The following is a 22540-nucleotide window of genomic DNA, read 5'->3' on the forward strand; positions in this document are numbered from 1 at the left end:
TGTTCCGTGCCTGTCAGAGGGTCAGGAGGTGGCAGCGCTGCTCGGTGGCGGTACAGCCCCGGGAGCGCTTCGTCGCGGTGCTGCCCAGCCCGTAGTTCACCGTGCTGATCCCGGCCGCGGCGGCCTCCTCGACCAGGACGTAGTAGAGGAGTTCGAAGTAGAGCGGGAGGCCGGTACGCCGCTGGTAGGCGTAGTCGTAGCCGGTCTGGCGGGCGGTCCAGTGGTCGCGGTGGCGCAGGACCGTCGCGAACCCCACGACCTCGCCCTCCGCGCGGGCGACGGCGGCCAGCGCGTCGCCGCCGAAGCACTCCCGGGTCTGGTGGAGCAGGGGCAGGAGCTGTTGCGGCGTGATGTCGATGGCGTACTTCGCCAGCAGCTGCGACTCCAGCTCCGCGAAGCGGGGGAAGTCGGCGCTGTCCAGCTCCTCCAGGCCCACACTCACACCGCTCTCGGCGATGCGCCGCCGTTCCGCGGCGACGGAGACCCGGCGCTTGCGGGAGGGCAGGGCGGCGAGGTAGGCGGGGAAGCCGCCGTCGGGGACCTCCAGCGCGCTGAACCACCCGGTGACGCAGGTGCGGTAGCCGCGGGCGCCGAGGACCCGGCCGAGCGCGGTGTCCTGCTCGTCCAGGTAGAGGAAGCAGACGCTCCGGGCCCCTGCCTCCTTGCCGAGCACCTCGGCGGCCTGGACGAGGGCCGCCAGGTCCTCGGGCGTGGCCTCGGGAGCGTGCAGCAGCCGGGTGCCTCCGACGTGGCGCCCGCCGGTGACCAGGCTGGGCATCAGCCGCTCGGAGGGGTCGCCGCCGAGGCCGGCGAGGAGCTCGGCGGCCTGGGGCAGTTCCTCCTCCGCACTCTTGGGCAGCACGACGTCGGGGCGGCCCAGGGCCCAGGGGACGGAGGTGGTGGCGAGGGCGGTCGCCAGCGCGGCGACCGGCCGCCCGGCACGCTCGGTCCACAGGTAGGCCATCGGCACCCCGGCGGTCGACTCGACCACCTCCAGCCAGCGGCAGGTGAGGAAGATGTCCCCCGGCCCGGTGAGCGCGTCCCACTCCTCCCGGGGAAGGTCCGCCACGCGGTCGGCGGCGTGGACGCCGGGGGGCAGCAGGGCTCGTGCGGACCGTCTGAGCACCGGTGTGAACCCCCGTGGAACGCTGCGAAAAGTCGGTCTGCGATGCCCGCCGGGTGCCCTCAACCACCCCGTGAAGAGTGGCAGTTCGGGCTGGACAGCGGGCAGGCCGCGTCACCCTGCCAGCCGGTCGGACGGCATGTCAACGGCCCCGGGGGCGGCGAAAACCGGAACTTGCGGATCCGCCGGAGGGGGTGTCCGGCACCGGGAGAACGGCCCTTCGCGGGTGTGCCACGGGGCCCGGCGGTCTCCCGCCGCGCCGGGCGCCCCGCCCGCGGACCGGTGGCACCAGCACCTGTGTCATTGGTCACGTCCGGCTACTGAGAAGTAGCGTTGCCGGGCCGCTCGGCGTCTGCCTATCTTCCCGAAGTCGCGCCCGGAACAGGCGAGTTCGCGTGACCACGGCGCATTGACGCGTCAACTGCAAGTGGATCAAGGGTAGTTGAAAGCGCAGCTCACACGAACCTGGAGTACTCCACATGACCATCCCCGCAGAGGTCGTCCGGTCGGCGTCCAGCACCGTCGCCACCGAACTCACGACGGAGTCCCTTCTGCAGCTGGCCGACCGGCAGATCGGCGCCATCCACGTCAAGGGCTACTACCCGGTCGACATCGCCGGTGAGGTGGCCCAGAAGGCCATCAGCCACCAGGCCCTGGGCCACTACCACAAGAAGCACACCAGCAGCGTCGGCCGCGTCTACATGCCGCACATCGACACCAAGTGGGACCCGGAGCTGACCCGGCAGTACCACGACGCCGCGCTCCCGGCGATCCAGGACGTCCGCTCGATGTTCCACCCCTACCTCTCGCCGGTCGACCGCGTCCGCCTGGAGCTCCAGGAGCTCTGGCCGACCGGGGCCAACCTGCTGCGGCTGCGGGAACGGGCCTGCTTCGTGGGCGCGTTCCGCGTCTTCCAGCCGTCGACGTCGGAGTTCTTCCCGCACAACGACGCGATCGACCAGGAGACCGACGCCCCCGAGATCGAGGGCGTGCTGAACCAGCTGGTCGCCAACATCTACCTCCAGGTCCCCGACGACGGCGGCAACCTCCAGCTGTGGCTGCGCGAGCCGACCGCCGAGGAGACCGCCGTCATCCTCGACGTCGAGGGCCTGGACCCGAAGGAGATCGAGGAGCCGGTGCTGGAGATCCACCCCGAGGCCGGCGACCTCATCATCTTCAGCCCCCGCCAGCTGCACGCGGTGACCGCCGGGCACGGCAAGCACCGCGTGGGCGCGGCCGCGTTCATCGCCACCAAGGGCCCGTCGGAACCGCTCCTGTTCTGGAGCTGACCATGCCCACCGACCGTCACGTCTGCCCTCCGACTCCTGAGGACGGCATGCTCCCGGAACTCATCCGCGCCCACGCCCGGCGCCACCCGCACCGCGAGGCCGTCGTGGCCGGGCACCGGCGGCTCAGCTACGCGGAGCTGAGCCGGCGGGCGGACGCGCTCGCCCTGCTGCTGCGCTCCCACGGCGTCGGGCGGGGGTCCGTGGTCGCCGTCCATCTGGAGCGGTCGGCGGACGTGGTGGTCGCCGTGGCGGCGGTGCTCGGCGCCGGCGCCGCGTACACCGTCGTGGAGCCGGCGACGCCGGTCGCGCACGGCACCGACGCCCTGGCCCGCCTCGGCGCCGATCTGGTGCTGGCCGCGCCGGAGCACGAGCGGGACCTCGCCGGCGCCGGGCTGCCGGTCCTCGTCGCCCCGGCCGGCGAGGCGGTGCCCGCCGGCCCCGGCGGCGAGGAGTACCCGCCCTCTCCGGGGGCCGTAGCGGACAACGATGTCGCCTATGTGCTGTACACGTCGGGTTCGACCGGCACCCCCAAGGGCGTCATGGTCACCCACGCCAACATCCGGCACTACACCGTCTCGCTCCTGGACCGCCTCGGCATCACGGAGCCCCTGCGGTACGCGCACGTCACCACGCTCGGCGCCGACCTCGGCAACACCTGCCTCTTTCTCGCCCTGTGGACCGGCGGCACCCTGCACCTCGTCGACGACGCGACCCGGCGCGACCCACGGGGCCTCCTCGACCACCTGCGGGCCGAGCGGGTGGACGTGCTCAAGACCACGCCGTCCCACTGGAACGCCATGGAGGACGGCTTCGGCGACGCCCCGGCCGACGGCCCCGTCCTGCGTTTCCTCCTGCTCGGCGGCGAACTGCTCGGTGTCCCCCAGGCACGCCGCGTCCTGGCGTCCGGCGTCACCCGCGTCCTGGTCAACCACTACGGCCCCACCGAGACCACCGTCGGCGTCGCCGCCCACGTGCTGCGCGGCCCGGCCGCCCTCGACGGCCTCGCCCCCGACGCCCGCTCCGTCCCCATCGGCACCCCGTTCGGTGCCACCACGCTGCTGCTGCGCACGGACGACGGCCGGCTCGCCGGACGCGACGCGGTGGGCGAACTCCTCGTCGCCGGTCCCTCCGTCGCCCGTGGCTACCGCGACGCCCCCGAGGCGACCCGGGCGGCCTTCGCCGAGGACCCGGCGCTGCCGGGGGCCGGCCCCGTCTACCGCACCGGCGACCGGGTCCGGGCCGACGCCGACGGTGTCCTGGAGTTCCTCGGCCGGGGCGACCGCCAGGTGAAGATCAGCGGCTACCGGGTGGAACTCGGCCACGTGGAGGCGGGGCTGCGCCGCCTGCCCCGGGTCGCGCACGCCGCCGCCCTGCACCGGCCCGGCCGCAGACCGGCCCTGGTGGCGGCCGTGGTCCTCACCGGGACACCCCGCCGCGAAGGCGACGCGCTGCGGCGGGAGCTGGGGCCGCACCTTCCGGCCCACATGGTCCCCGACCGCGTCGTGGTGCTCGACGCCTTCCCGCTCAACGCCAACGGCAAAACCGACCACCGGGCGCTGGGCGCCCTGGTGGAGGAGCGGCTGGCCGACGAGCGGCGTCCGGTGCCCGAGGCCGCGTTCCCCACCGGGGACCCGCTCGTCGCCGAGGTGGCCCACGCCTGGGAACGCGCCCTGGGACACCGCGCGTTCGGCCCCGACGACGCCTTCCACGAGGCCGGCGGGACCTCCATCGACGCCATCCAGGTCATCGCCCACCTCCAGGCCGGCGGCCACCAGGTGGCCGCCGCGCGCTTCCTCGCCGAACCGACGGTCTCCGCGCTGGCCCGGCTCATCGCGGACGGCACCGCCGGGAGCGCCCTCGCACCGGGCGGGCCCGCCCGGCCGGTGGAGGAGGACGACACCGCGCTCTCCCCCGCCCAGCAGTGGTTCTTCGAGCGGCACTTCGCCGCGCCCGACCACTGGAACCAGGCCCTCCTCCTCGACGTCGCCCCCACCGTGCGGGCGGAGCGGCTGGCCGCCGCCGTCGAGGACGCCGTGGCCCCGCACCCGCTGCTGCGCACCGCGTTCCGCGACGGCCCCGGCGGGATCCGGAGGGTCGTCACCGACCCCGGCCCCGTCTTCAGCCGGTCCGCCCTGCCCGCCGGCGGCAGCGCGGCGGTCCAGGCGGCGATCCGCGACACGGCGGCCCTCCGCCAGGCCGAGATCAGCGTGCGGGACGGACGGCTCTTCAAGGCCCACCTCTTCCAGGGCGACGGCCAGGCCCATCTGCTGCTGATCGCCCACCACCTCGCCGTCGACGCGGTCTCCTGGCGCATCCTCGTCGGCGACCTCAGCCGCTCCTACGGGGTCCGGCTCCGCGGGGGCGTCCCCGACCGGCCCCCGGCCGACGGCTTCGGCGCCTGGGCCACCGACCTGCGCGCCCGCCGGGAACAGCTCCGCGAGGACCTGTCGTACTGGGACGACCTGCGGCGCCTGCCCGTCCTCGGCCGGGACGACCCGGCCCCGGACGCCCCGGCCGGCGGTCCGGACGGCGCCGACAACACGGAGGGCGGGTCCCGGTCCGTCTGGTTCGGCCTGTCGCGGGCCGAGACCGAGGCGCTGGCCGAAAGCGCGGGAGCCCGTACCGGAGGCGGCACCCAGGACCTGCTCCTGGCCGCCTTCGCCCAGGCCCTGGCCGAGGCCGACGGGCGGGACGAACTCGTCGTCGACGTGGAGAGCCACGGACGCCGCTCCTTCCACGAGGCGATCGAGATCTCCCGGGTGGTGGGGTGGTTCACCTCCACCTTCCCGGTGCGGGTCGCCATCGCGCCGGGCGACGTGGAGACCACCGCCAAGGCGGTCGCCACGGCCCTGGACCGCGTGCCCCACCTGGGCATCGCGTACGGCCTGCACGCGGAGGGGCGCCGCGCCGACCTCTGCTTCAACTACCTCGGCGGCTTCGCCCTGCCGCACGGCGACGAACTGGCCCCGGCCCTCTCCCGGTACGCGGTCGGACCCGTGCGCGGCGCCGCCAACGACCGGGTGCACGACCTCAAGCTGACGGCGCGCACCCACGAGGGCCGGCTGGTCGCCGACGTGTCGTACAGCCCCCGCCGGCACACCCCCGAGCGGATGGCGGAGATCTGCCGCACCGCCGGCCGGCTGCTGCTCCGGTGGGCCGGGCTGCCGAGGACCGAGGTCGCGCCGGTCCACGAGCGCGGCTCCAGCACGGGGCTGCTGGCTCAGGTTCCCGAGGTCTTCCACACCGGGCCGGCCACCGCCGCCCGGCGGGAGTACACCGAGGTCCTGCTCACCGGGGCGACCGGGTTCATCGGCGCCCACCTGCTCCACCTGCTGCTGACCCGCACCCGGGCCCACGTCCACTGCCTGGTGCGCGCCGGCGACGACGCGGCCGCCCGCGAACGGCTGCGCGAGGTCCACGACTGGTACCTGCCCGAGGAGCCCCTGCGCGCCTGGGAGGACCGGGTCAGCGTGCACGCCGCCGACCTCGGCCGGCCCTCCTTCGGCCTGGCCGAGGAGACCCTGGACGGCCTGCGGCGGCGGACCGACGCCGTCTACCACCTGGCCAGCGACACCCGCCTCTTCGGCGACCGGGACTCCTTCGAGCGGCAGAACGTGGCACCGGTGCGGGAGCTGATCCGCCTCGCCGCCACCGGGCGCCCGAAGGACCTGCACTACATGTCGACCCTGGCCGTCTGCGGCGCGGGCGGACCGGACGGCACGGTCGTCTTCTCGGAGGACAGCCTCAACGTCGGGCAGAGCTTCCTCAACGAGTACGAGCGCAGCAAGTACCGGGCCGAGCAGCTCGTCAGGGAGTTCGCCGACGGCGGCGGAGGCGGCTTCATCTACCGCTCGGGCAACGTCACCGGCCACTCGGTCACCGGACGCTTCCAGCGCAACGGCGGGGACAACCGCCTGGTCCAGATGCTCCGTTCCTGCGCCCGGCTGGGCCGCGTCCCCGCCACCGGGGACCAGGGCGTCGTGCTCAGCCCGGTGGACCTCGTCGCCGAGGCCATGCTCGCCCTCTCCCTCAGCACCCGCGTCACCGGCGGCACCCACCACGTCGACGCGCACCAGGAGGTGGCCTACACCGAGCTGTTCGCCGCCATGCGGGAGGCGGGCTGCGCCCTGGAACCGACCGGAGCACGAGGCTTCGCCGCACTCTTCGGCGCCGCCCTGGAGCGGGGCGACGTCGACGAGACGCTCTCCCTCGCCCACTTCTGGGCCGGGCGCCCCGCCCGCGCCGTGCGCTACGACCACACGCGCACCCGGCGCGCGCTGGCAGACCTCGGTGTCGCCTTCCCGGTCCTGGACCGGGCCTGGCTGCGCCGGTTCTTCACCGACCTGGTCCGGCGGGGCGAGCTGCCGTCCGGGACCCACAACAAGGAGTACGCATGACGGACAAGCGCATCGCTGTCGTGACGGGTGCCTCCTCGGGCATCGGCCGCGCCGTGGCCCGCCGGTTCGCCGAGGACGGCCTGCGGGTGGTCGCGGCCGGCCGGCGCGAGGAGGCACTCGCCTCGCTGGCGCGGGAGGCGGCGGAGCTGCCCGGAGCCGTCCTCCCGCACCCCGGGGACATGAACGGCGAGGGGTACGCGGGAGAGCTGCTGGACGCCGCCGGCCGCGAGTGGGGCGCGCCGAGCGTCTTCGTGCTCTCGGCCGGACGCGGCCTGCCCGGCACCGTACTGGGCTCCGACGCCGGCCAGTGGCAGGGCCTCATCGAGTCCAACGTGACCTCGGTCCTCCACCAGCTGCGGGCCTGCGGCAGCCTCTTCCGGAGCCACGCCGAGCAGGACGGCGGCCGGCAGGTGCGGGACATCGTCGTCATCGGCTCCACCGTCGGCCGCCAGATCTCCGCCGCCAACCCGGTGTACGGCGCGACCAAGTTCGCGGTGCACTCCCTGGTGGAGGCGCTGCGCCAGGAGCTGTGCGCGCACAACATCCGCGTCACCCTGGTCGAGCCCGGCTTCGTCCGCTCCGGTTTCCAGGAGGCCGCCGGGTACGACATGGAGTGGTTCGCGAAGGTGGCGGAGGAGAACGGGCCGCTGCTGACCCCCGAGGACGTGGCCGAGACCGTCCGCTTCGTCGTCGGGCAGCCCGCCCACGTCCACCTCGACGACATCCGCATCCGCCCCACGCGGCAGAAGGGCTGAGCCGCGTGGGCCACCCCGGCGGGAGTTCCGGCACCGGCCGGACGCTCTTCGTGGACGGCGGCCTCCGCGTCACGTGACCCTTCCCGACCGCGGGCCCCGCCCCCGCCCCATCCGAGGAGTCCCCTTGGTCCCGACAGCGCCGGACCGGTCGCCGAGCGGCCCGGACCGCCCGGTGGTCGTCCTCGTCGACGCCTACACCTCCGGCAAGTACCTGCCGCCGGAGTTCGCCGCCCTCGGAGCCGATCTCGTCCACGTGCAGAGCACGCCGGAGTTCATGCCGTCGATGCCCGCGCCGGACCTCGGCCCCTACCGGGCCGCCCTCGTCCACCAGGACGTGGACCGTACGGTGGCCCGGCTCGCCCCCTACCGGCCGGTGGCGGTGCTCGCCGGACAGGAGCCCGGGGTGGACCTGGCCGACGTCCTGGCCGAGCGGCTGGGCACGCCCGCCAACGGGACCGCGCTCTCGGCCGCCCGGCGCGACAAGTACGTCATGATCGAGACCCTGCGGGCCGCCGGGCTGCGCTGCGCCGACCAGGCCAGGAGCGGCGACGTGGACCGCCTCGTCGCGTGGGCGCGCACCCGGGGCTCCTGGCCGGTCGTGGTGAAGCCGCTGCGCTCGGCGGCGGGCGACTCGGTCTTCGTCTGCCGGGACACCGCCGAGGTGCGGCAGGCGGCCGAGGCCGTCCTCGCCGGGGAGACGATCTACCAGGAGAGCAACCACGAGGCCCTGGTCCAGAGCTATCTGCACGGCACCGAGTACGTCGTCGACATGGTCTCCCGGGACGGGCGGCGCCACCTCTGCGGCGTGTGGGAGTACCAGAAGCGGCTGCTGCCCTCCGGGCGCAACATCTACGACCGGGAACGCCTCCTCGCCCACGACGAGGGACCGGCGCCGGCCCTCGCCGCGTACGTGAGCGCGGCGCTCGACGCCCTCGGCGTCCGGCACGGCCCCACCCACGCCGAGGTCATCATGACCCCGGAGGGCCCCGCCCTGGTCGAGGTGGGCACCCGGATCGCGGGCAACATGCACCCCGGCTTCCACGACGCGTGCGCCGGCGGCAACCAGGCGACGCTGACCGCGCTGGCCTACCTGGACCCCGAGACGTTCCACGCCCGCCACGCGGACCGCGGTTACCGGCGCCGGGCCCATGCCGTGTGCTGCACCACCCCCACCACCCAGGAGGGCCTGGTCGAGGGCGTCGACGAGGCGGCGGTCGCCGCGATCCGGGCGCTGCCCACCGTCCACGGGCTGAACCTCAAGCTCGGGCCGGGCCAGTACCTGCGCCCGACCGTCGACCTCTACACCAGCACCCTGCGCGTCTTCCTCCTCTCCGAGGACCCCGGCGCCCTCGCCCGGGACCTGGAGCGCCTCGGGGAGCTGAAGGACCAGGTGTACCGCCTCCGAGACCGTCAGGAGAGTCTGCTGTGACCACCGTCGTCGTCGCCGTCGTACCGTTCGCCTCGGTGCGCCCCGCCCATCTCGGCAAGGCAGCCGCCGCCCGGGGGCTCTCCCCCGTCTTCGTCGCCGTACGCGGCGCGCTGGGCGCGCCCGAACGCGCCGAGTACGCGGCGCTCGGCCCGGTCTTCGAGGTGGCGGAGGACGGCACCGGCGAGGCCGTCGCCGAGCTGCGCGCGCTGGACGCGGACGGCGTCATGACCTTCAGCGAGGGCCTGCTGCCCATGACGGCCACGCTCGCCGCCGCGCTGGAACTGCCGTACCACGACGCGGCGACCGTCACGGCGCTCACCGACAAGTGGGTGCAGCGGCGTACGCTCGCCGAGCGCGGGGTGGACACGGTCCGCAGCGCGCTGGTGACCAGCCGGGAGGAGGCCCTGGCGGTCCTCGCCGAACGCGGCGAGCCGGCCGTGGTCAAGCCGAAGCGCAGCCAGAGCAGCCGCGACACCTTCCTGGTCGGTCCGGGCGAGGAGCTGCCCGCCCCCGTCCGGCCCACGCCCGGGCAGCCGTTCGTCGTCGAGGAGTACCTGCGCGGGCGCGACGAGGGGGAGTTCGGCGACTACGTCTCGGTGGAGTCCCTGGTCGTCGGCGGTGAACCGGCAACCCTGGGGGTGACCGGCAAGTTCCCCCTGCTGCCGCCCTTCCGCGAGCAGGGACAGTTCGTCCCCGCCCGGCTCGCCGCCCCCGACTGGGCGGCCGTGACGCGACTGGCCTCGGACGCGGCCCGGGCCCTCGGCGTGGAACGGGGCCACGTCCACACCGAGATCAAGCTGACGCCTGCCGGACCGAAGATCATCGAGGTCAACGGCCGGCTCGGCGGCTTCATGCACGAGGTGTACGGCAGGGCGACCGGCCAGGACCTGGTGGAGCTGGGGCTGGCGGCGGCCTGCGGGCTGCCCGTCTCGCCCGTCGAGGCCCGCCGGGACGGCCCGGTCCACGTCCAGTACTGGAACCTGCCGCCGCGGTCGGGCGGAGAGCTGCTGGCCGTCGAGGGCGTCGAACGGCTCACCGCCGAGGAGGGCGTGGTCGGCCACCTCCCCCGGGTCGCCCCCGGGACCGTGCTGGAGCCCGCGGTGACCACCCACTTCATGGACATCGTCTCGGGCCGGGCCGACGATCACGCCGGGCTGCTCACGCTGCTGGACCGGGCGCTGCCGCACCTCCTGTTCGTCTACCGGCTGGCGGACGGCTCCACCGTCTCGTACCGGGGTTCCCGACGCGGGCTCGTGCCCGTGGACGGTGCCTGACCACGCCTCGCGCACCACCACCTAGGAGGAGACCACCGTGAAAGGTTCCCCCAGCGTCAACCAGCCCAGAATCCGGGCCGTCACCAACTGGATCTTCCTGCGGGCGGCCGGCCCCGACCGCCCGCGCGTGATCCTGCCGGAGAAGGTCTTCCCGGCCGCCCGCGAGCTGGAGGAGCGGTTCCCGGCCCTGCGGGCCGAGATCGACGCCCTCCTGGAGAAGCGGACCATCCCCGCCTACGGCGCCTTCGACCCGGTGCGCGCGGCCCAGGTCTCCGAGGAGTGGAAGCTCTACTACGCCTACATGTACGGACAGTCCAACGAGCTGGCCCGCGACGAGGTCCCGACGCTGCTGTCGTTCGCGCAGTCCCGCCCCGAGGTGGTCAACGCCTTCGTCTCGATCCTGGACCCGGGCGTGGAACTGCCCCCGCACAAGGACCCGTACGCCGGTGTGCTCCGCTACCACCTCGGCGTCCGGGTGCCGCGGGAGAACCCGCCGCACATCCGCCTCGACCAGGACCGGCACACCTGGAAGGAGGGGGAGGGCCGGGTGCTCGACGTCTCGGTCGAGCACGAGGTGGTCAACACCTCCGAGGAGCCGCGGGTCGTCGTGATCATCGACTTCAGGCGGCCGATGGGCTTCTTCGCCTCGGCGCTGAACCGCTACATGCTCCGGCTCAAGCGCAAGTGGGCGCCCCAGTTCGTGGAGGCGTCCCGGTACGACGTGATGCACGCCGCCTGAGACCGGCCGTTCCTCCCCGGACGCGCGGCGTCGGGGGAGGGACGGCTCTCAGCCGCCGGTGCCGGACGGCGCGGGGGACGGCGTCGCTGCGCCGGTCTCCTCGCCGTCGTCCTCGTCGCCGCTCCCGTCCTCCGGCGCCGCCCCGTCCTCCGGTGCCGCCCCGCCGTCCGCGTCCTCACCGTCACCGGCCGGCGGAGACGGGGCGTACCCGAAATCCGGGTTGCCGCCGTCGGGCCGGTCGCCGCCGGTGCCCGGGACCGGGACGGCCGGGAGGGTCAGCTGGGGCTGCTGCTCGGGGAGGTCGAGGACGCCGCGGCAGAACCGTTCGATCGCGCCGGGGCCGCCCTTGGCCAGCCGCTCCAGGCGGCGGCGGTGGTCGGCGTCCATCGTGCCGTCCTCGTAGGCGCGGCAGGCGATCTCGGTGCGCTCCTCCCAGTCCCAGCCGCCGCCCGGCGACGGGGTGCGGCCGGGGTGCGGGGAGCGCTCCGGCGTCGGCGTGCCGGACCCGGGCGCCTCGGTCTCCTCGTCGGGGACCGGCTCCCCGGAGGACGAGGACGCCGGCGGCGACGGGGAGTCGGGCGGGGCCGGAGAGGTGGGCTCGGACGGGTCCGGCTCCGGGGAGACCAGGACCTCGGGCGAGGAACTGTCGGCGGAGACGGAGGCGGCCGGGGCCGGGGTCTCGGGCCCGCGGAACGGGGAGGGCAGCACACCGGCGCCGGCGGCCATCGCCACCCCGCCGATCATGAACCCGCCCAGCGCCACCGCCAGCCCGAACCGCACCGGCCGCCCCCAGCGCGAGGGCGCCGGGGCGGGCCGGCCGAGCCGCACCACACCGGCCCCGGACTCCCGGTGGGCGGTGCGGAAGGCGGCGACGGCCTCCTCCTCGCGGGCGGCGGCCGGTCCGGCCGGGCCGGGCGCGGTCAGCGTCGCCAGCGCGGCCCGCAGGGCGGCGGCCTCCGGCGGGTCGGGGGGTGCGTCGGCGGGGCCGGAGTGCTCGCCGCGCAGCAAACGTTCGGTGGCGTCCTCGGTCGGCCATCCGTGGTGCTCGTCGGCCATCACATTTCTTCCTGCGTCCGCGGAGGTGTTCGCGTCACACTGACGGTTGTCGCCGGGGGTCGGTGCGGCGACCTCTGGGGCGGTACGGAGCCGGGGGCGTCCTCGCTCCGGCCGGTGCGGTCGGCGAGGAGTTCGCCGAGCCGCTTCAGGCCCCGGTGGGCGGCGGTGCGTACGGCGCCGGGGCGTTTGCCCAGCGTGTGGGCGGCGCTCTTGGCGTCCAGGCCGACGACGACGCGGAGGACGACCGCCTCGGCCTGGTCCTGCGGGAGTTGCGCTATCAGCGCGAGGGTGTCCCCCGTCGACAGCGCCTCCATGGCCTCACCGGCGGTGTCCGTCTCGGCGGCCCGGCCGGTCAGTTCGGTCTCGTCGCCCCCTATGGCGGGGCGGCGGCCACGCATGCGGATGTGGTCGAGGGCACGGTTGCGGGCGATCCGCGCGGCCCACCCCCGGAACCGGTCGGCGTCGCCGCTGAACCGGTCGAGGTCGCGCGCTATCTGCAACCACGCCTCGGACGCCACGTCCTCGGCGTCGGCCTCCCCGACGAGTGTCCGTACGTATCCCAGCAGCCGCGGCTGCACCGCGCGGTACACAGTCCGGAAGGCGTTCTCGTCCCCGTCCTGCGCCGCGTGAACCGCGGCGGTCAGCTCCGCGTCGTCCCCCAGCACTCCCTCATCCTGCCCCACTAGTCGGCCGCGCCGTCACCCGGCCCGGCCGGGCTCCTCGGGGATGCCCGGCACCCCCTGCCACCGGCGCGCCCGCGCGGACCAGCACGCTACGACCTGCACGCCCCCGCCGTCCACGCCCCGCACACCCCGCTGTCGCCCTGTCACACACCGGGGTGTGACAGAAACCGCACCGGCGGCGCTGTAGAGAGAGACGGGTCGCCCGCGACTCGCGTCGGCAACGGCCGGGGTCACTCCTGTGGGGGGTGGCGGCCCCGGCCGTTGTTCTGCTCCGGGGTCCCGCCGGACGGGGAACCTAGATCCGCGAGTTCCGCACCGACTGCCACACCGCGCCGGCCAGTGCCCGCGCCGACCGGGCGACGGAGAGCTTCTCGTGCTCGCGGTACAGCTCCCAGTTGTACTGGACCAGGGAGAGCTTGTTGGAGGAGAGCGAGGTCGCCTGGCCGGCCCGGTAGACGGCGAGCGGCTCGGCCAGGCCGCGGGCGTCGGCGCCGTCGCGCATGATCGACAGCCACAGGGCGTAGTCCTGGCGCTTGCGCATCTCCGGCATCAGCCGCGTGCCGAGGACCGTGCGGTCGTACATGGCGGTCAGGGCGCCGATGTGGTCCCGCACCAGCATCGCGCGGTAGTCGACGTGCGCGCGGGCGCGGATCACCCGGCCGTTCGGGGTGAAGTCGGTGCTCTCGCCCGCGTGGTCGGCGTCCATCTTGTAGTACGAGGTGAAGGTCAGCGGCGCGGTGCCCTCCTGGGCGAAGGCGAGCTGCCGCTCGGTCTTCTCCGGGAGCCACATGTCGTCGCTGTCGAGGAAGGCCACGTAGTCGCCCCGGGCCCGCTCCATGGCGAGGTTGCGGGCGCGGCCCGCGCCACCCCGCTCGGGCGCCGTCTCGGGCAGCACGCGCTCGTCCTGCCGGGCGAACTCCCGCAGCAGCTCCATCGAGTCGTCCGACGACTGGTCGTCGGTGATCAGCAGCTCCAGGTCGGTGTGGGTCTGCGTGAGCACCGACCGGACCGCCGCACCGAGCGTTGCCGCCGAGTTGTACACGGGCATGACGACAGACACCAGGGGCACGCGATTCTCCTTGCTCGGCCGGAACGACGGTCCATTCAAACATCGCGATCGAACAGGGAGCGACACGCGGCTCCTCGCCCCCGGGCGGGGCCGCCGCCACCGGGGCCGCATACTCCCCCGTCCCGACGGGTAGAGGCCGTTCCCCGCCTCGCGACGGAGCAGGGAGCTGCTGTGCTGCGTATCCACTTCACGCCCGAGGACCTCACCCGGGTCCGGGTGGCCCCGGGTCCCGACCTCCTGTGGGAGATCAGCAACAGCGTGCAGACCCTGCAGCGCAAGGACGGGGAGCGGGTCTTCGGTGCCTGGCGGCGTTGGGCGCGGCCCCGTCTTCCGGAGAGCCGGGAGCTGCTCTCGCCGCTGCTGCCGCCGTACGGCTACTCGCCGGACTTCCTCACGCCGAGCGCCGGGGAGCGGCCCACGTTCCGGGCCGCCGTCGACGCCCTGCTCGGGACGGAGCCGGCGCGGCTGCGGGCGGAGCTGGCCCGGCTCGCCCGGTCGGCGCGGCTGCCGGGGTGGGCGGCCTCGCTGGCGCGGGGGGACACGGAGACGCTGACGCGGCTGGGCGACGCCCTCCACGCGTACCAGGCGCGGGCCCTCGTCCCGCACTGGCGCCAGATACGGGCGGACGTGGAGGCCGACCGGGCGCGGCGGCTGCGGGACCTGATGGACGGCGGCACCGAGGCGCTGCTGACCGGGCTCGGGCCCGACGCCCGCTGGCGGCCCCCGGTGCTGGAGGTCACCTACCCGGTCGAGCAGTGCCTGCGGCTGGAGGGGCGCGGGCTGGTCCTCCAGCCGTCCTTCTTCTGCTGGCCCACCCCGACCACCCTGGCCGACGGCGCGCTGCGGCCCGTCCTGGTCCACCCCATACGCCACACCCCGGGCTGGTCCGCGCCCCGGACGGGACCGGGGCCGCTCGGGCGCCTCCTCGGGCAGACCCGGGCGGAGCTGCTGCGGGCCACCGGCACCGGCTGTTCCACCGTGGAGGCGGCCCGGATGCTCCAGGTGACGCACCCGGCGGTCAGCCAGCACATGAACGTGCTGCGGGCGGCCGGCCTGATCACCACCGTCCGCACCGCCGGCCGCTCCTTCCACCTCGCGACGGCCGAGGGCCGCGCCCTGCTGGCGGCCGAGGAACACCGGCCGTAAGCCCTCTCTTACGGCTCTTGTGCCGGGCGAGGCGGCGCCTCCACGCTGTCCCCTGCCCGGCCAGACCCCCCACACCTCCGGAGGCCACGTTGAGCACGTCCCGCCCCACCCGCAGAGGCGTTCTGAAGGCCGCCGCGGGGCTCTCCGCGACCACGGCGCTCGGCGCCACCGGCGTCCTCGCGTCGGCGTCCGCAGCCCACGCGGCCGGTGACGGCTTCGGGTTGCGCATCGTCGACCGAGGCGAGAGCGACGCCCGCATGTGGTACTACCGCTTCGCCACCGACGCGATCGGCTGGAACCCCGGCGTCAACGTCCTCCTCCCGGACGGCTACCACAGCGGCGGACGCCGCTACCCCGTGCTGTACCTCTTCCACGGCGGCGGCACCGGCCAGGACTTCATCACCTTCGACCGGATGGGCATCCGCGCCTGGACCGCCGGCAAGCCGCTCATCGTCGTCATGCCCGACGGCGGACCCGCCGGCTGGTACTCCAACCCGGTCTCCTCCAACGTGGGCCCGCGCAACTGGGAGACCTTCCACATCGCCCAGCTGCTCCCCTGGGTCGACGCCAACTTCCGCACCTACGCCGAGTACAACGGCCGGGCCGTCTCCGGCTTCTCGATGGGCGGCTTCGGCGCGCTGAAGTACGCCGCCAAGTACTACGGCCACTTCGCCTCGGTCAGCTCCCACTCCGGCCCGGCCAGCCTGCGCCGCGACGCGGGGCTCGTCACGCACTGGGCCAACGTCTCCTCCGCGGCGGTGGAGCTGGGCGGCGGCACGGTCTACGGCGCGCCCCTGTGGAACGAGGCCCGGGTCAGCGCCGACAACCCGGTGCAGCGCGTCGAGAGCTACCGGAACAAGCGCGTCTTCCTGGTCGCGGGCACCAGCCCCGACCCGGTCAACTGGTTCGACACCGTCAACGAGACGCAAGTCCTCGCCGGGCAGCGGGAGTTCAAGAGCGTGCTCGGTGCGGCCGGCATCCCGCACGAGGGCCACGAGGTCCCCGGCGGCCACTTCGTCCGCCCCGACCTGTTCCGCCGTGACCTGGACGGGATCGTCGCCCGTCTCCGCAAGGCCTGACCGCCGCCCCTTCGCCGACCTCCCGGGAGCCCGACATGCACGGACCCACCCCGTCCGGCCCGCGCCCGAGCCGCCGCGCGCTGCTGCGCGGCGCCGCGGGCGGCGGCCTCGCCCTGACCGGCCTCGCCGCCGCCGCTCCGGGCGCGAGCGCCACCGCGCGGGCCCCGGGAGCACGGGCCACCGGCGCCAAGGTCCGCGACCTCACCGGCCCCGCCCAGACCGGCCGCTTCGGCGCCCCCTGGACCGACCTCGGGATTCCGGTGCGCTGCCCGGACGGCTCGATGCTGCTGGTCTGCGGGGACACCTTCGACGGCGGGGGCGTCGGCGGCCCGGACTGGCGTTCGCCGGTGGGGCTGCGCTCCTCGAACGCCGACCCGGCCGCCCTCACCGTCGACGGCTGCGTGGGCGGCGGCCGGGCGGTGGGCCTGGTCCCGGAGGGCCACGAGGGCGGCACCACCGCCATCCCCTCCGACGTCTTCACCGTCGGCTCGACGATGTACATGCACCTGATGCGCGGCGTGATCTACCGGACCCACCACTCGGACTTCTGGCGCTCCGACGACAACGGCGAGACCTGGCAGTACCTCTGCCAGTGGCCCGGCGACCAGTACGGCGGCCAGTTCCAGCAGAAGACGTACGCGGTCGCCGACGACGGCTACTGCTACGTGCTGTCCACCGTCTTCAACCGCGACATCACCTCCGGCCTGCTCCTGCACCGCGTCCGCCAGGACGCCCTGGGCAACCCGGCCGCGTACGAGCCGTGGGGGTACGCGGGCGGCGCCTGGGCCTGGGGGAACCCGCCGACCACGGTGACCGCCGCCCGCCGCTGGGGCGAGATCTGCTTCCGCGCGATGGACGGGGGCTACGCGCTGAGCTGGCTCAACATGGCCCCGCTCGACCTGCGGGCCCAGTTCTTCCCGCTGCCGACCTCCAACCTCTTCACCACACCGGAGCAGACCACGATCGTCCCCACCGTCCCGGGCCGCGAGGGGGGCAACGCGGTGGCCAGCCCGTACGGCGGCTTCATCGTCCCGGGCTCCACCGTCGGCGACCTGCACCTGGCCGTCAGCCAGTGGTACGACGCGCAGAACTACCGGGTGATGCAGTACCGGATCAACGGGCTGACCCGCTGACCGGGCCTCACATCGGGAGAATCCCGGCCCGGTCCAGGAAGCGGAAGAAGAGCGGTTCGGCGAAGGGGTCCGCCGGGGCGGTGAAGGTGTCGAGCAGCGGCCGGTACGCCGCCTCGTGCCCGGCCTCGGCGGCCCAGGCGACCGCGCGGTCGGCGGCGTCGGGCGGCTCCAGGAAGTAGTCCTCGACGGCGAGGCCGTCGGCGGCCAGCCGCTGGGCCATCGCGTCCCGGGCGAGGCAGGCGGTCCACCCTCCGCTCTCCGGCCCGGCCGCCTCGATGACGACGCAGGCGCTGTCCATGACGTAGCCGAAGAGGGCGGGGTGGCCGGTCTCCTCGGCGAGCGTGTTCATGCTGCCGATGTCGGTGGGGCCGCCCTGGGTGGGGCACTCCCAGATCTGCCAGTCGTCGGGCCGGTGCTCCAGCAGGGTCAGCGCGGCGCCGACCGGCCGCAGGGCCGCCAGTGTGTCGAGCGGTGCGGCGCTCCTGGCCACGACGTAATAGCCCCAGTACCCCATAACCGTGCTCCCCCGCGCTCGTGTGCGTGACTCCACCGGCAGGGACGCCGCTCGGGTGCCCGAACGTTCCCGGCCGGGGGCCTGCGGCGACTTCAGCACATCAGGGGCCGCGAGCGCCACCGAAAGCCCGCATCCCGCCGGCCGGAGGGATGCGGGCCGCGCGGGCGCGCGCCGGGGTCAGACCTTCTCGGGCGCCGGAGCGTCCGGGACTTCCGGCAGGGGCCCGGGCGCCGCCGGTGGCCAGGGCTGGTGGGCGCGGGCGTCCTGGCGCCGGGTCAGCGCCAGCACGAAGAGGACGGCGATGACGGCGTGCACGACGCTGAACAGCTCGGAGTAGGCGACGTACCGGTAGGCGCGGGCGATCTCGTCCAGTTCCTCGGCGCGGCGGAGGATGCGCGAGGCGCCGTTGCCCACCACGGTGTCGACGACGAAGGTGACCCACCAGAGGTTGAGCAGCCACGTGCCCCGCCGGTCGGCCGGCGAGGCGCAGGCGCGCCAGGTGTCCACGGCGACCCGGCGCGGGAGCCAGAGATTGGCGAACGGTACGAACCAGCCTCCCACCGCCCAGCCGCGCCTAAGGGTGTGGCCGTGCGGGTCGAAGACCTCGGCGTTGACCCGGCTGCGCCGGAACCAAACGAGGAAGACGACGATGCTGGCGAAATAGACCAGCGACCAGAAGTGGCCGGTCCACACGGTGAACTGCTCGACGCCGCCCACCCACTCGGCCACCGCCCAGTCCCCGTCGGCCAACCGGCCGACGAGCCCGGCCAACCGGAGATCCAGCACGGCGGAAACCAGGTCGGTGAGGCCGACCGCCGCGAACAGCCCGGCGGTCGCCCACCCCAGGGCCACCGGTGAGCGGAGCACGGCCGGAGCGCCGTTGGCCTCGGCGCCGGTCCGGGGGTGGCCGGGGTAGGTGGCGCAGAGGGCGCACTGCACCGAGGACGGTTGGGCCTCGGCGACCTGACATCTGACACAGAGCATGACGAAGGAACCCCCCACGGGTGGAGCCGTGCGCCCGCGCCCCTCCCCCGAGGCGTGCGGCCGCGCACAGCGGAAAGCCCCGTCCGGGCGCGGTCATCCGGCGGCGGACGGGGCGTTGACCAGCGAAGAGTAAGGCAGCGGCGGGGCGTCCGGAAGCTCCTTTTCCGGTCCGCGGGTGCGAGCCGCCGGGTCACTCCTCGGTCGTCGCCTTGTCGGCGAGCTGGCGGAACTCGGTCCAGCTCCGCTCCGGCTTGCCGCTGTGCCACACCTTCTCGGCGAGGGCGGCGAGCGGCATCCGGATGCCCTCGGCGATCTGGTCGGTGGTCTGGGCGTTCGCGATGTCGCCCCAGACGGCGAAGCGGGCGCCGAGGATCTGGTCGTTCCAGCGGCCGGCGACCGGCTCGGAGCCGCGCAGCACCAGCGGGGTCCACTCGCGGTAGATCCGCTCCCCGGTGGGATAGGTGAAGGTCTGGGGCTCGCCGAGCACGTAGTAGAGGTACTCGTCGTTCATGTTGATCACCTTGAACCCCTCCTCCAGGTACTGGAGGGGCGGGCGGGCGCCGATCTCCTTGCCGGTCCAGTACTCGACCTCCAGGCCCTTGGGCGGCTTGACCCGGGTGTCGGCGAAGAGGCCGTCGTTCCAGACCTTGAGGGTGCGGTCGAAGGGGCGCATGGTGGCGGCCCGGTCGGCGACCCAGCCGGTGGCGAGGTCCTCGATCCCGGCGTCCTGCCCGTACTTGTCGCGGGCGGCGCGGGCCAGCTGGGGGTAGGACTGCTCGGGGTTCTGCGCCATCAGGGCCGGGTACTCGTCGGCGCCGAGGTGCCAGTAGCCGCCCTTGAACAGCTCCGCGTACTCCTTCAGCAGGTCGTCGACGATGCGGGCGGAGTCCGGGTTGGCGATGTCGATGGCACCGCGCGGGGTGTCCCCGTTGGCGGCCCGGAGCTGGAGGTCCGGGTGGGCCTTGATGACGGCGCCGAGGTGGCCCGGGGAGTCGATCTCGGGGATGACGGTGATGTGCCGCTCGGCGGCGACCTTGAGCAGGCGGCGCACCTGGTCCTTGGTGAGGTGGTCGTCCGAGACGATCTCGGGGTGGCTCTCGGACTCGATGCGGAACGCCTGGTCGTCGGAGAAGTGGAGCGAGAGCTGGTTGTACTTGAGGTCGCCCAGCTCGCGTATCCGGTCCTCGATCCAGTCGACCGGGTAGGGCTTGCGGGCGATGTCCAGCATGAAGCCGCGCTGCGGCTTGGCGGGCGCGTCCTTGATCACGCCCTCGGGCGCGCTCGACCCGGTGCGCAGCGCCTGCTTGAGGGTGCGGGTGCCGTAGAAGACGCCGGCCTGGTCAGGCGCGGTGATCCGGACCTGCCCGTCGGCGACGCGCAGCTCGTACGACTGGGGGCCGCCGGGGGTGTCGCCCGCCACGTCGAGGCGGACGTCGCCGCGCTCCGGCTCGGCCTCGCCGCCGTAGTCGACGTTCAGCTCGCGGGCGAGCAGCCGGCCCTCGTCGGCCAGCTCCCCGTCGGCGACGACGACTCTGCTGCCCTCGCCCGGCTTCCACCCGGGCCCGCGCGCCGCCTCGTGCTCACGCACCGAGGGGACGGTCGCGGGCTCCTTCGACACCGGGTACGAGGAGGGGTCGCGGACCGGCGCCTCGGCGGAGCCGCCGTCCGGGGTGGAGCCGTCGGGGGCCCGGTCCTCGTGCGGCCAGAACGCGACGGCCAGCGCGGCGCCCCCGGCGACGACCACCGCGGCGATGCCCGCCAGGTACCGGGCCCGCCCGCCCGAGGGCTTGCGGTGGCCGCGCGGCCGGGCCGGGGTCGAGCCCCCACCGGGCGCGTGGGGGCCGTCGGGGTCCTGCGGTTCGCGCGGGCGGTCGGCGTCCATGGGGGCTCCGTAGATCGTGGGGGCTGGGGGAAGGGGAGTGCGGGTCCGGGGTCGGGGGCTGGTCCGTCCGGGTGAACGGGGTGCGGTGGGGGCGGGTCACCCGTCCGGTGGAGCGGGTGGGAGCACGGGGAGCGCGAGGGACACGCCCGGGCGCCGTCGGCGGCGGGAAATCGCCCGGTCGGGGGTGTCAGCGCAGCGTGCGGGCGTCCACGAAACGTCTCGAAACTCTCCCGTTCGGATGAAATTCGCGCATGCGTCGGACTCTTTCCGTCCTCCCTCGCTAGCGTGGCGGCGCTGTCCCCGCCCCCGCACGAGGAGGACACGCTGCCCGCAGAACGAGGCCGGAGCACCCACGCCCCGGCCGTACCCGGCTACCCCACGGTGCCGCCCGGACTCGCCCGGCTCAACTCGGACCCGGCCGACCGGGCCGCCGCCGCGCTCCTGACCTGCTGCGCCAGCCCGGCCTGGGCCGGGCGGCTGGTGGCCCACCGCCCGTACCCGGACGTCTCGGCCCTGCTCGCCGCGAGCGACGAAGCGCTCTACGATCTGCCGCCCGTCGCCCGGCGCGAGGCGCTGACCGGCGAGGCCGACCGCTCCGCCGCCCCGCCGAGCGGCTACTCGGCGGCGGACACCGCGCTGGCCCACGCCCAGACGGCGTACGCGGCGAAGTTCGGCTTCCCCTTCGTCGTCTGCCTGGACGGGGCGAGCGCCGCACACGCCCTCAACCAGCGGCTGACCGCGATCCACACCCGCCTCGACCACGACGAGGAGGCCGAGCTGGCACTGGCCACCGAGGAGCTGCGGCGCCTGGTCCGGGGGCGGCTGGCCGCGCGGGCGGCGGGCGCGGCCCGGCCGGCGGCCTCGCTCCCCGCGCCCGGCAGGCGCGCCCCGGACCGCCCGTACGGGTCGCCAGAAGACGCCGTATGCCCGGAATCGCGGGATTCGGGGCGTCCTGATAGCCCGTACGTGCCAGTTTGATCACACCGAAGGCCCCGGCGCGAGGGAACCGACAACACGTCGCTACGATGTCCAGGGCCGGTGGACCGTACCCGGCCGGGCCAAGACCGACCTAGGAAGCCGGCAGGCCCCAAATCCTTTCCCCGGAGGGTTCTTCCGTGCCGGCTGGAACGCTGTACCGCGGCCGGGAAGGAATGTGGTCCTGGGTGGCTCATCGAGTCACCGGCGTCCTCATTTTCTTCTTCCTGTTCGTACACGTGCTGGACACCGCTCTCGTCCGCGTCTCTCCCGAGGCGTACGACGAGGTCGTTGCGACCTACAAGACGCCCATCGTCGCCCTGCTGGAGTACGGCCTCGTCGCCGCCGTGCTCTTCCACGCGCTCAACGGCCTGCGGGTGATCGCCGTCGACTTCTGGTCGAAGGGCGCCCGCTACCAGAAGCAGATGCTGTGGTCCGTGGTGGGAGTGTGGCTCGTTCTGATGGTCGGGGCCCTGTACCCCGTCCTCGGCCACGCCGTACGCGAAGTGTTCGGGAGCTGACGCTGATGTCCACTGAGACCAACGCCGCCGTCGGCCCCGTCGAGGGCGCTTCCCTCTACGACGTCGACCACCCCGCGCCGATCATCGAGCCGCCCCGCCAGCGCACCCGCAAAACGCCCAAGTCGACCCGCGGCAACTTCGAACTGGCCGCGTGGCTCTTCATGCGCCTGTCCGGTGTCGTCCTCGTCGTCCTGGTCATCGGCCACCTGCTGATCCAGCTCGTGCTGGACGGCGGCGTCTCCAAGATCGGCTTCGCCTTCGTGGCCGGCCGCTGGGCGTCCCCGTTCTGGCAGGTCTGGGACCTGGCCATGCTCTGGCTGGCGATGCTGCACGGCTCCAACGGCCTGCGCACCGTCATCAACGACTACGCCGAGCGCGCGGGCACCCGACTGTGGCTGAAGGGCCTGCTCTACACGGCCACGGTGTTCACCATTCTGCTGGGCACGCTGGTGATCTTCACCTTCGACCCGAACATCCGCTAGGCACGGGGCT

Annotated in this window: 19 protein-coding genes; 12 read left to right on the forward strand and 7 right to left on the reverse strand. The window is 74.3% G+C overall.

Going from position 1 to position 22540, the window contains the following annotated elements; genetic code table 11:
• Positions 1-13 precede the first annotated feature (13 nt).
• The gene (locus IF45_RS0100450) at positions 14-1126 is read right to left on the reverse strand and encodes a GNAT family N-acetyltransferase (RefSeq protein WP_030304791.1); all 1113 of its coding nucleotides are present in this window, start codon (positions 1124-1126) and stop codon (positions 14-16) included.
• 476 nt (positions 1127-1602) lie between these two features.
• Between IF45_RS0100450 and IF45_RS0100455 the strand changes: the two genes are divergently transcribed.
• The 6 genes from IF45_RS0100455 (at position 1603) to IF45_RS0100480 (ending at position 11006) form a co-directional block, all read left to right on the forward strand.
• Positions 1603-2412 (forward strand): 2OG-Fe(II) oxygenase, encoded by an 810-nt coding sequence (locus IF45_RS0100455; protein ID WP_008403696.1) that lies wholly within the window; start codon positions 1603-1605, stop codon positions 2410-2412.
• Between the two features lie 2 nt (positions 2413-2414).
• Entirely contained in the window at positions 2415-6809 is a 4395-nt protein-coding gene (locus IF45_RS0100460) for a non-ribosomal peptide synthetase (protein WP_242536810.1), read from the forward strand.
• Positions 6806-7564, forward strand: a complete 759-nt coding sequence (locus tag IF45_RS0100465; protein ID WP_003948422.1) for an SDR family oxidoreductase — start codon at positions 6806-6808, stop codon at positions 7562-7564. Before IF45_RS0100460 ends, IF45_RS0100465 begins: the two co-directional genes overlap by 4 nt.
• Before the next feature lie 124 nt (positions 7565-7688).
• On the forward strand, positions 7689-8993 hold the full coding sequence (locus IF45_RS0100470) for an ATP-grasp domain-containing protein (RefSeq protein WP_051720655.1): 1305 nt from the start codon (positions 7689-7691) through the stop codon (positions 8991-8993).
• A complete protein-coding gene (locus IF45_RS0100475) occupies positions 8990-10267 on the forward strand; it encodes an ATP-grasp domain-containing protein (RefSeq protein WP_003948424.1) in 1278 nt (425 codons plus the stop codon). The genes IF45_RS0100470 and IF45_RS0100475 overlap by 4 nt, the downstream gene beginning before the upstream one ends.
• Positions 10268-10304: 37 nt before the next feature.
• Positions 10305-11006, forward strand: a complete 702-nt coding sequence (locus IF45_RS0100480) for an aspartyl/asparaginyl beta-hydroxylase domain-containing protein (protein WP_008412408.1) — start codon at positions 10305-10307, stop codon at positions 11004-11006.
• A 48-nt stretch (positions 11007-11054) separates the two neighbouring features.
• Here the strand turns inward: IF45_RS0100480 and IF45_RS0100485 are convergent, their stop codons facing one another.
• The 3 genes from IF45_RS0100485 to IF45_RS0100495 form a co-directional block, all read right to left on the reverse strand.
• On the reverse strand, positions 11055-12062 hold the full coding sequence (locus IF45_RS0100485; RefSeq protein ID WP_018468388.1) for a hypothetical protein: 1008 nt from the start codon (positions 12060-12062) through the stop codon (positions 11055-11057).
• Positions 12062-12727: an RNA polymerase sigma factor gene (locus IF45_RS0100490; protein WP_008412405.1), complete on the reverse strand. Its 666-nt coding sequence runs from the start codon at positions 12725-12727 to the stop codon at positions 12062-12064. Before IF45_RS0100490 ends, IF45_RS0100485 begins: the two co-directional genes overlap by 1 nt.
• Before the next feature lie 313 nt (positions 12728-13040).
• Positions 13041-13814, reverse strand: a complete 774-nt coding sequence (locus tag IF45_RS0100495; RefSeq protein WP_003948428.1) for a glycosyltransferase family 2 protein — start codon at positions 13812-13814, stop codon at positions 13041-13043.
• Between the two features lie 171 nt (positions 13815-13985).
• Here IF45_RS0100495 and IF45_RS0100500 point away from each other — a divergent pair, with 171 nt between their 5' ends.
• From IF45_RS0100500 to IF45_RS0100510, 3 genes are all read left to right on the forward strand, one after another.
• Positions 13986-14960, forward strand: coding sequence for an ArsR/SmtB family transcription factor (locus tag IF45_RS0100500; RefSeq protein WP_003948429.1), 975 nt, complete (start codon positions 13986-13988; stop codon positions 14958-14960).
• Positions 14961-15049: 89 nt separating this feature from the next.
• The gene (locus IF45_RS0100505) at positions 15050-16039 is read left to right on the forward strand and encodes an alpha/beta hydrolase (RefSeq protein WP_008412399.1); all 990 of its coding nucleotides are present in this window, start codon (positions 15050-15052) and stop codon (positions 16037-16039) included.
• Positions 16040-16074: 35 nt separating this feature from the next.
• A complete protein-coding gene (locus tag IF45_RS0100510) occupies positions 16075-17172 on the forward strand; it encodes a DUF4185 domain-containing protein (protein ID WP_015507780.1) in 1098 nt (365 codons plus the stop codon).
• 7 nt (positions 17173-17179) lie between these two features.
• Here the strand turns inward: IF45_RS0100510 and IF45_RS0100515 are convergent, their stop codons facing one another.
• The 3 genes from IF45_RS0100515 to IF45_RS0100525 form a co-directional block, all read right to left on the reverse strand.
• Positions 17180-17686, reverse strand: coding sequence for a hypothetical protein (locus tag IF45_RS0100515; RefSeq protein WP_008405242.1), 507 nt, complete (start codon positions 17684-17686; stop codon positions 17180-17182).
• 177 nt (positions 17687-17863) lie between these two features.
• A complete protein-coding gene (locus tag IF45_RS0100520; RefSeq protein ID WP_203627643.1) occupies positions 17864-18670 on the reverse strand; it encodes a DUF4328 domain-containing protein in 807 nt (268 codons plus the stop codon).
• A 190-nt stretch (positions 18671-18860) separates the two neighbouring features.
• Complete coding sequence (locus IF45_RS0100525; protein ID WP_015507778.1) at positions 18861-20552, reverse strand: beta-N-acetylhexosaminidase; 1692 nt, start codon at positions 20550-20552, stop codon at positions 18861-18863.
• 285 nt (positions 20553-20837) lie between these two features.
• On the opposite strand from IF45_RS0100525, the gene IF45_RS0100530 reads away from it, so the two are divergent.
• From IF45_RS0100530 to IF45_RS0100540, 3 genes are all read left to right on the forward strand, one after another.
• A complete protein-coding gene (locus IF45_RS0100530; protein ID WP_020571955.1) occupies positions 20838-21530 on the forward strand; it encodes a 2-oxo-4-hydroxy-4-carboxy-5-ureidoimidazoline decarboxylase in 693 nt (230 codons plus the stop codon).
• 137 nt (positions 21531-21667) lie between these two features.
• A complete protein-coding gene (gene sdhC / locus IF45_RS0100535) occupies positions 21668-22048 on the forward strand; it encodes a succinate dehydrogenase, cytochrome b556 subunit (RefSeq protein WP_003948436.1) in 381 nt (126 codons plus the stop codon).
• A 5-nt stretch (positions 22049-22053) separates the two neighbouring features.
• Positions 22054-22530 (forward strand): succinate dehydrogenase hydrophobic membrane anchor subunit, encoded by a 477-nt coding sequence (locus IF45_RS0100540; RefSeq protein ID WP_003948437.1) that lies wholly within the window; start codon positions 22054-22056, stop codon positions 22528-22530.
• Positions 22531-22540: the final 10 nt, after the last annotated feature.

This window comes from Streptomyces albidoflavus (assembly GCF_000719955.1).
GTDB classification, from domain to species: domain Bacteria; phylum Actinomycetota; class Actinomycetes; order Streptomycetales; family Streptomycetaceae; genus Streptomyces; species Streptomyces albidoflavus.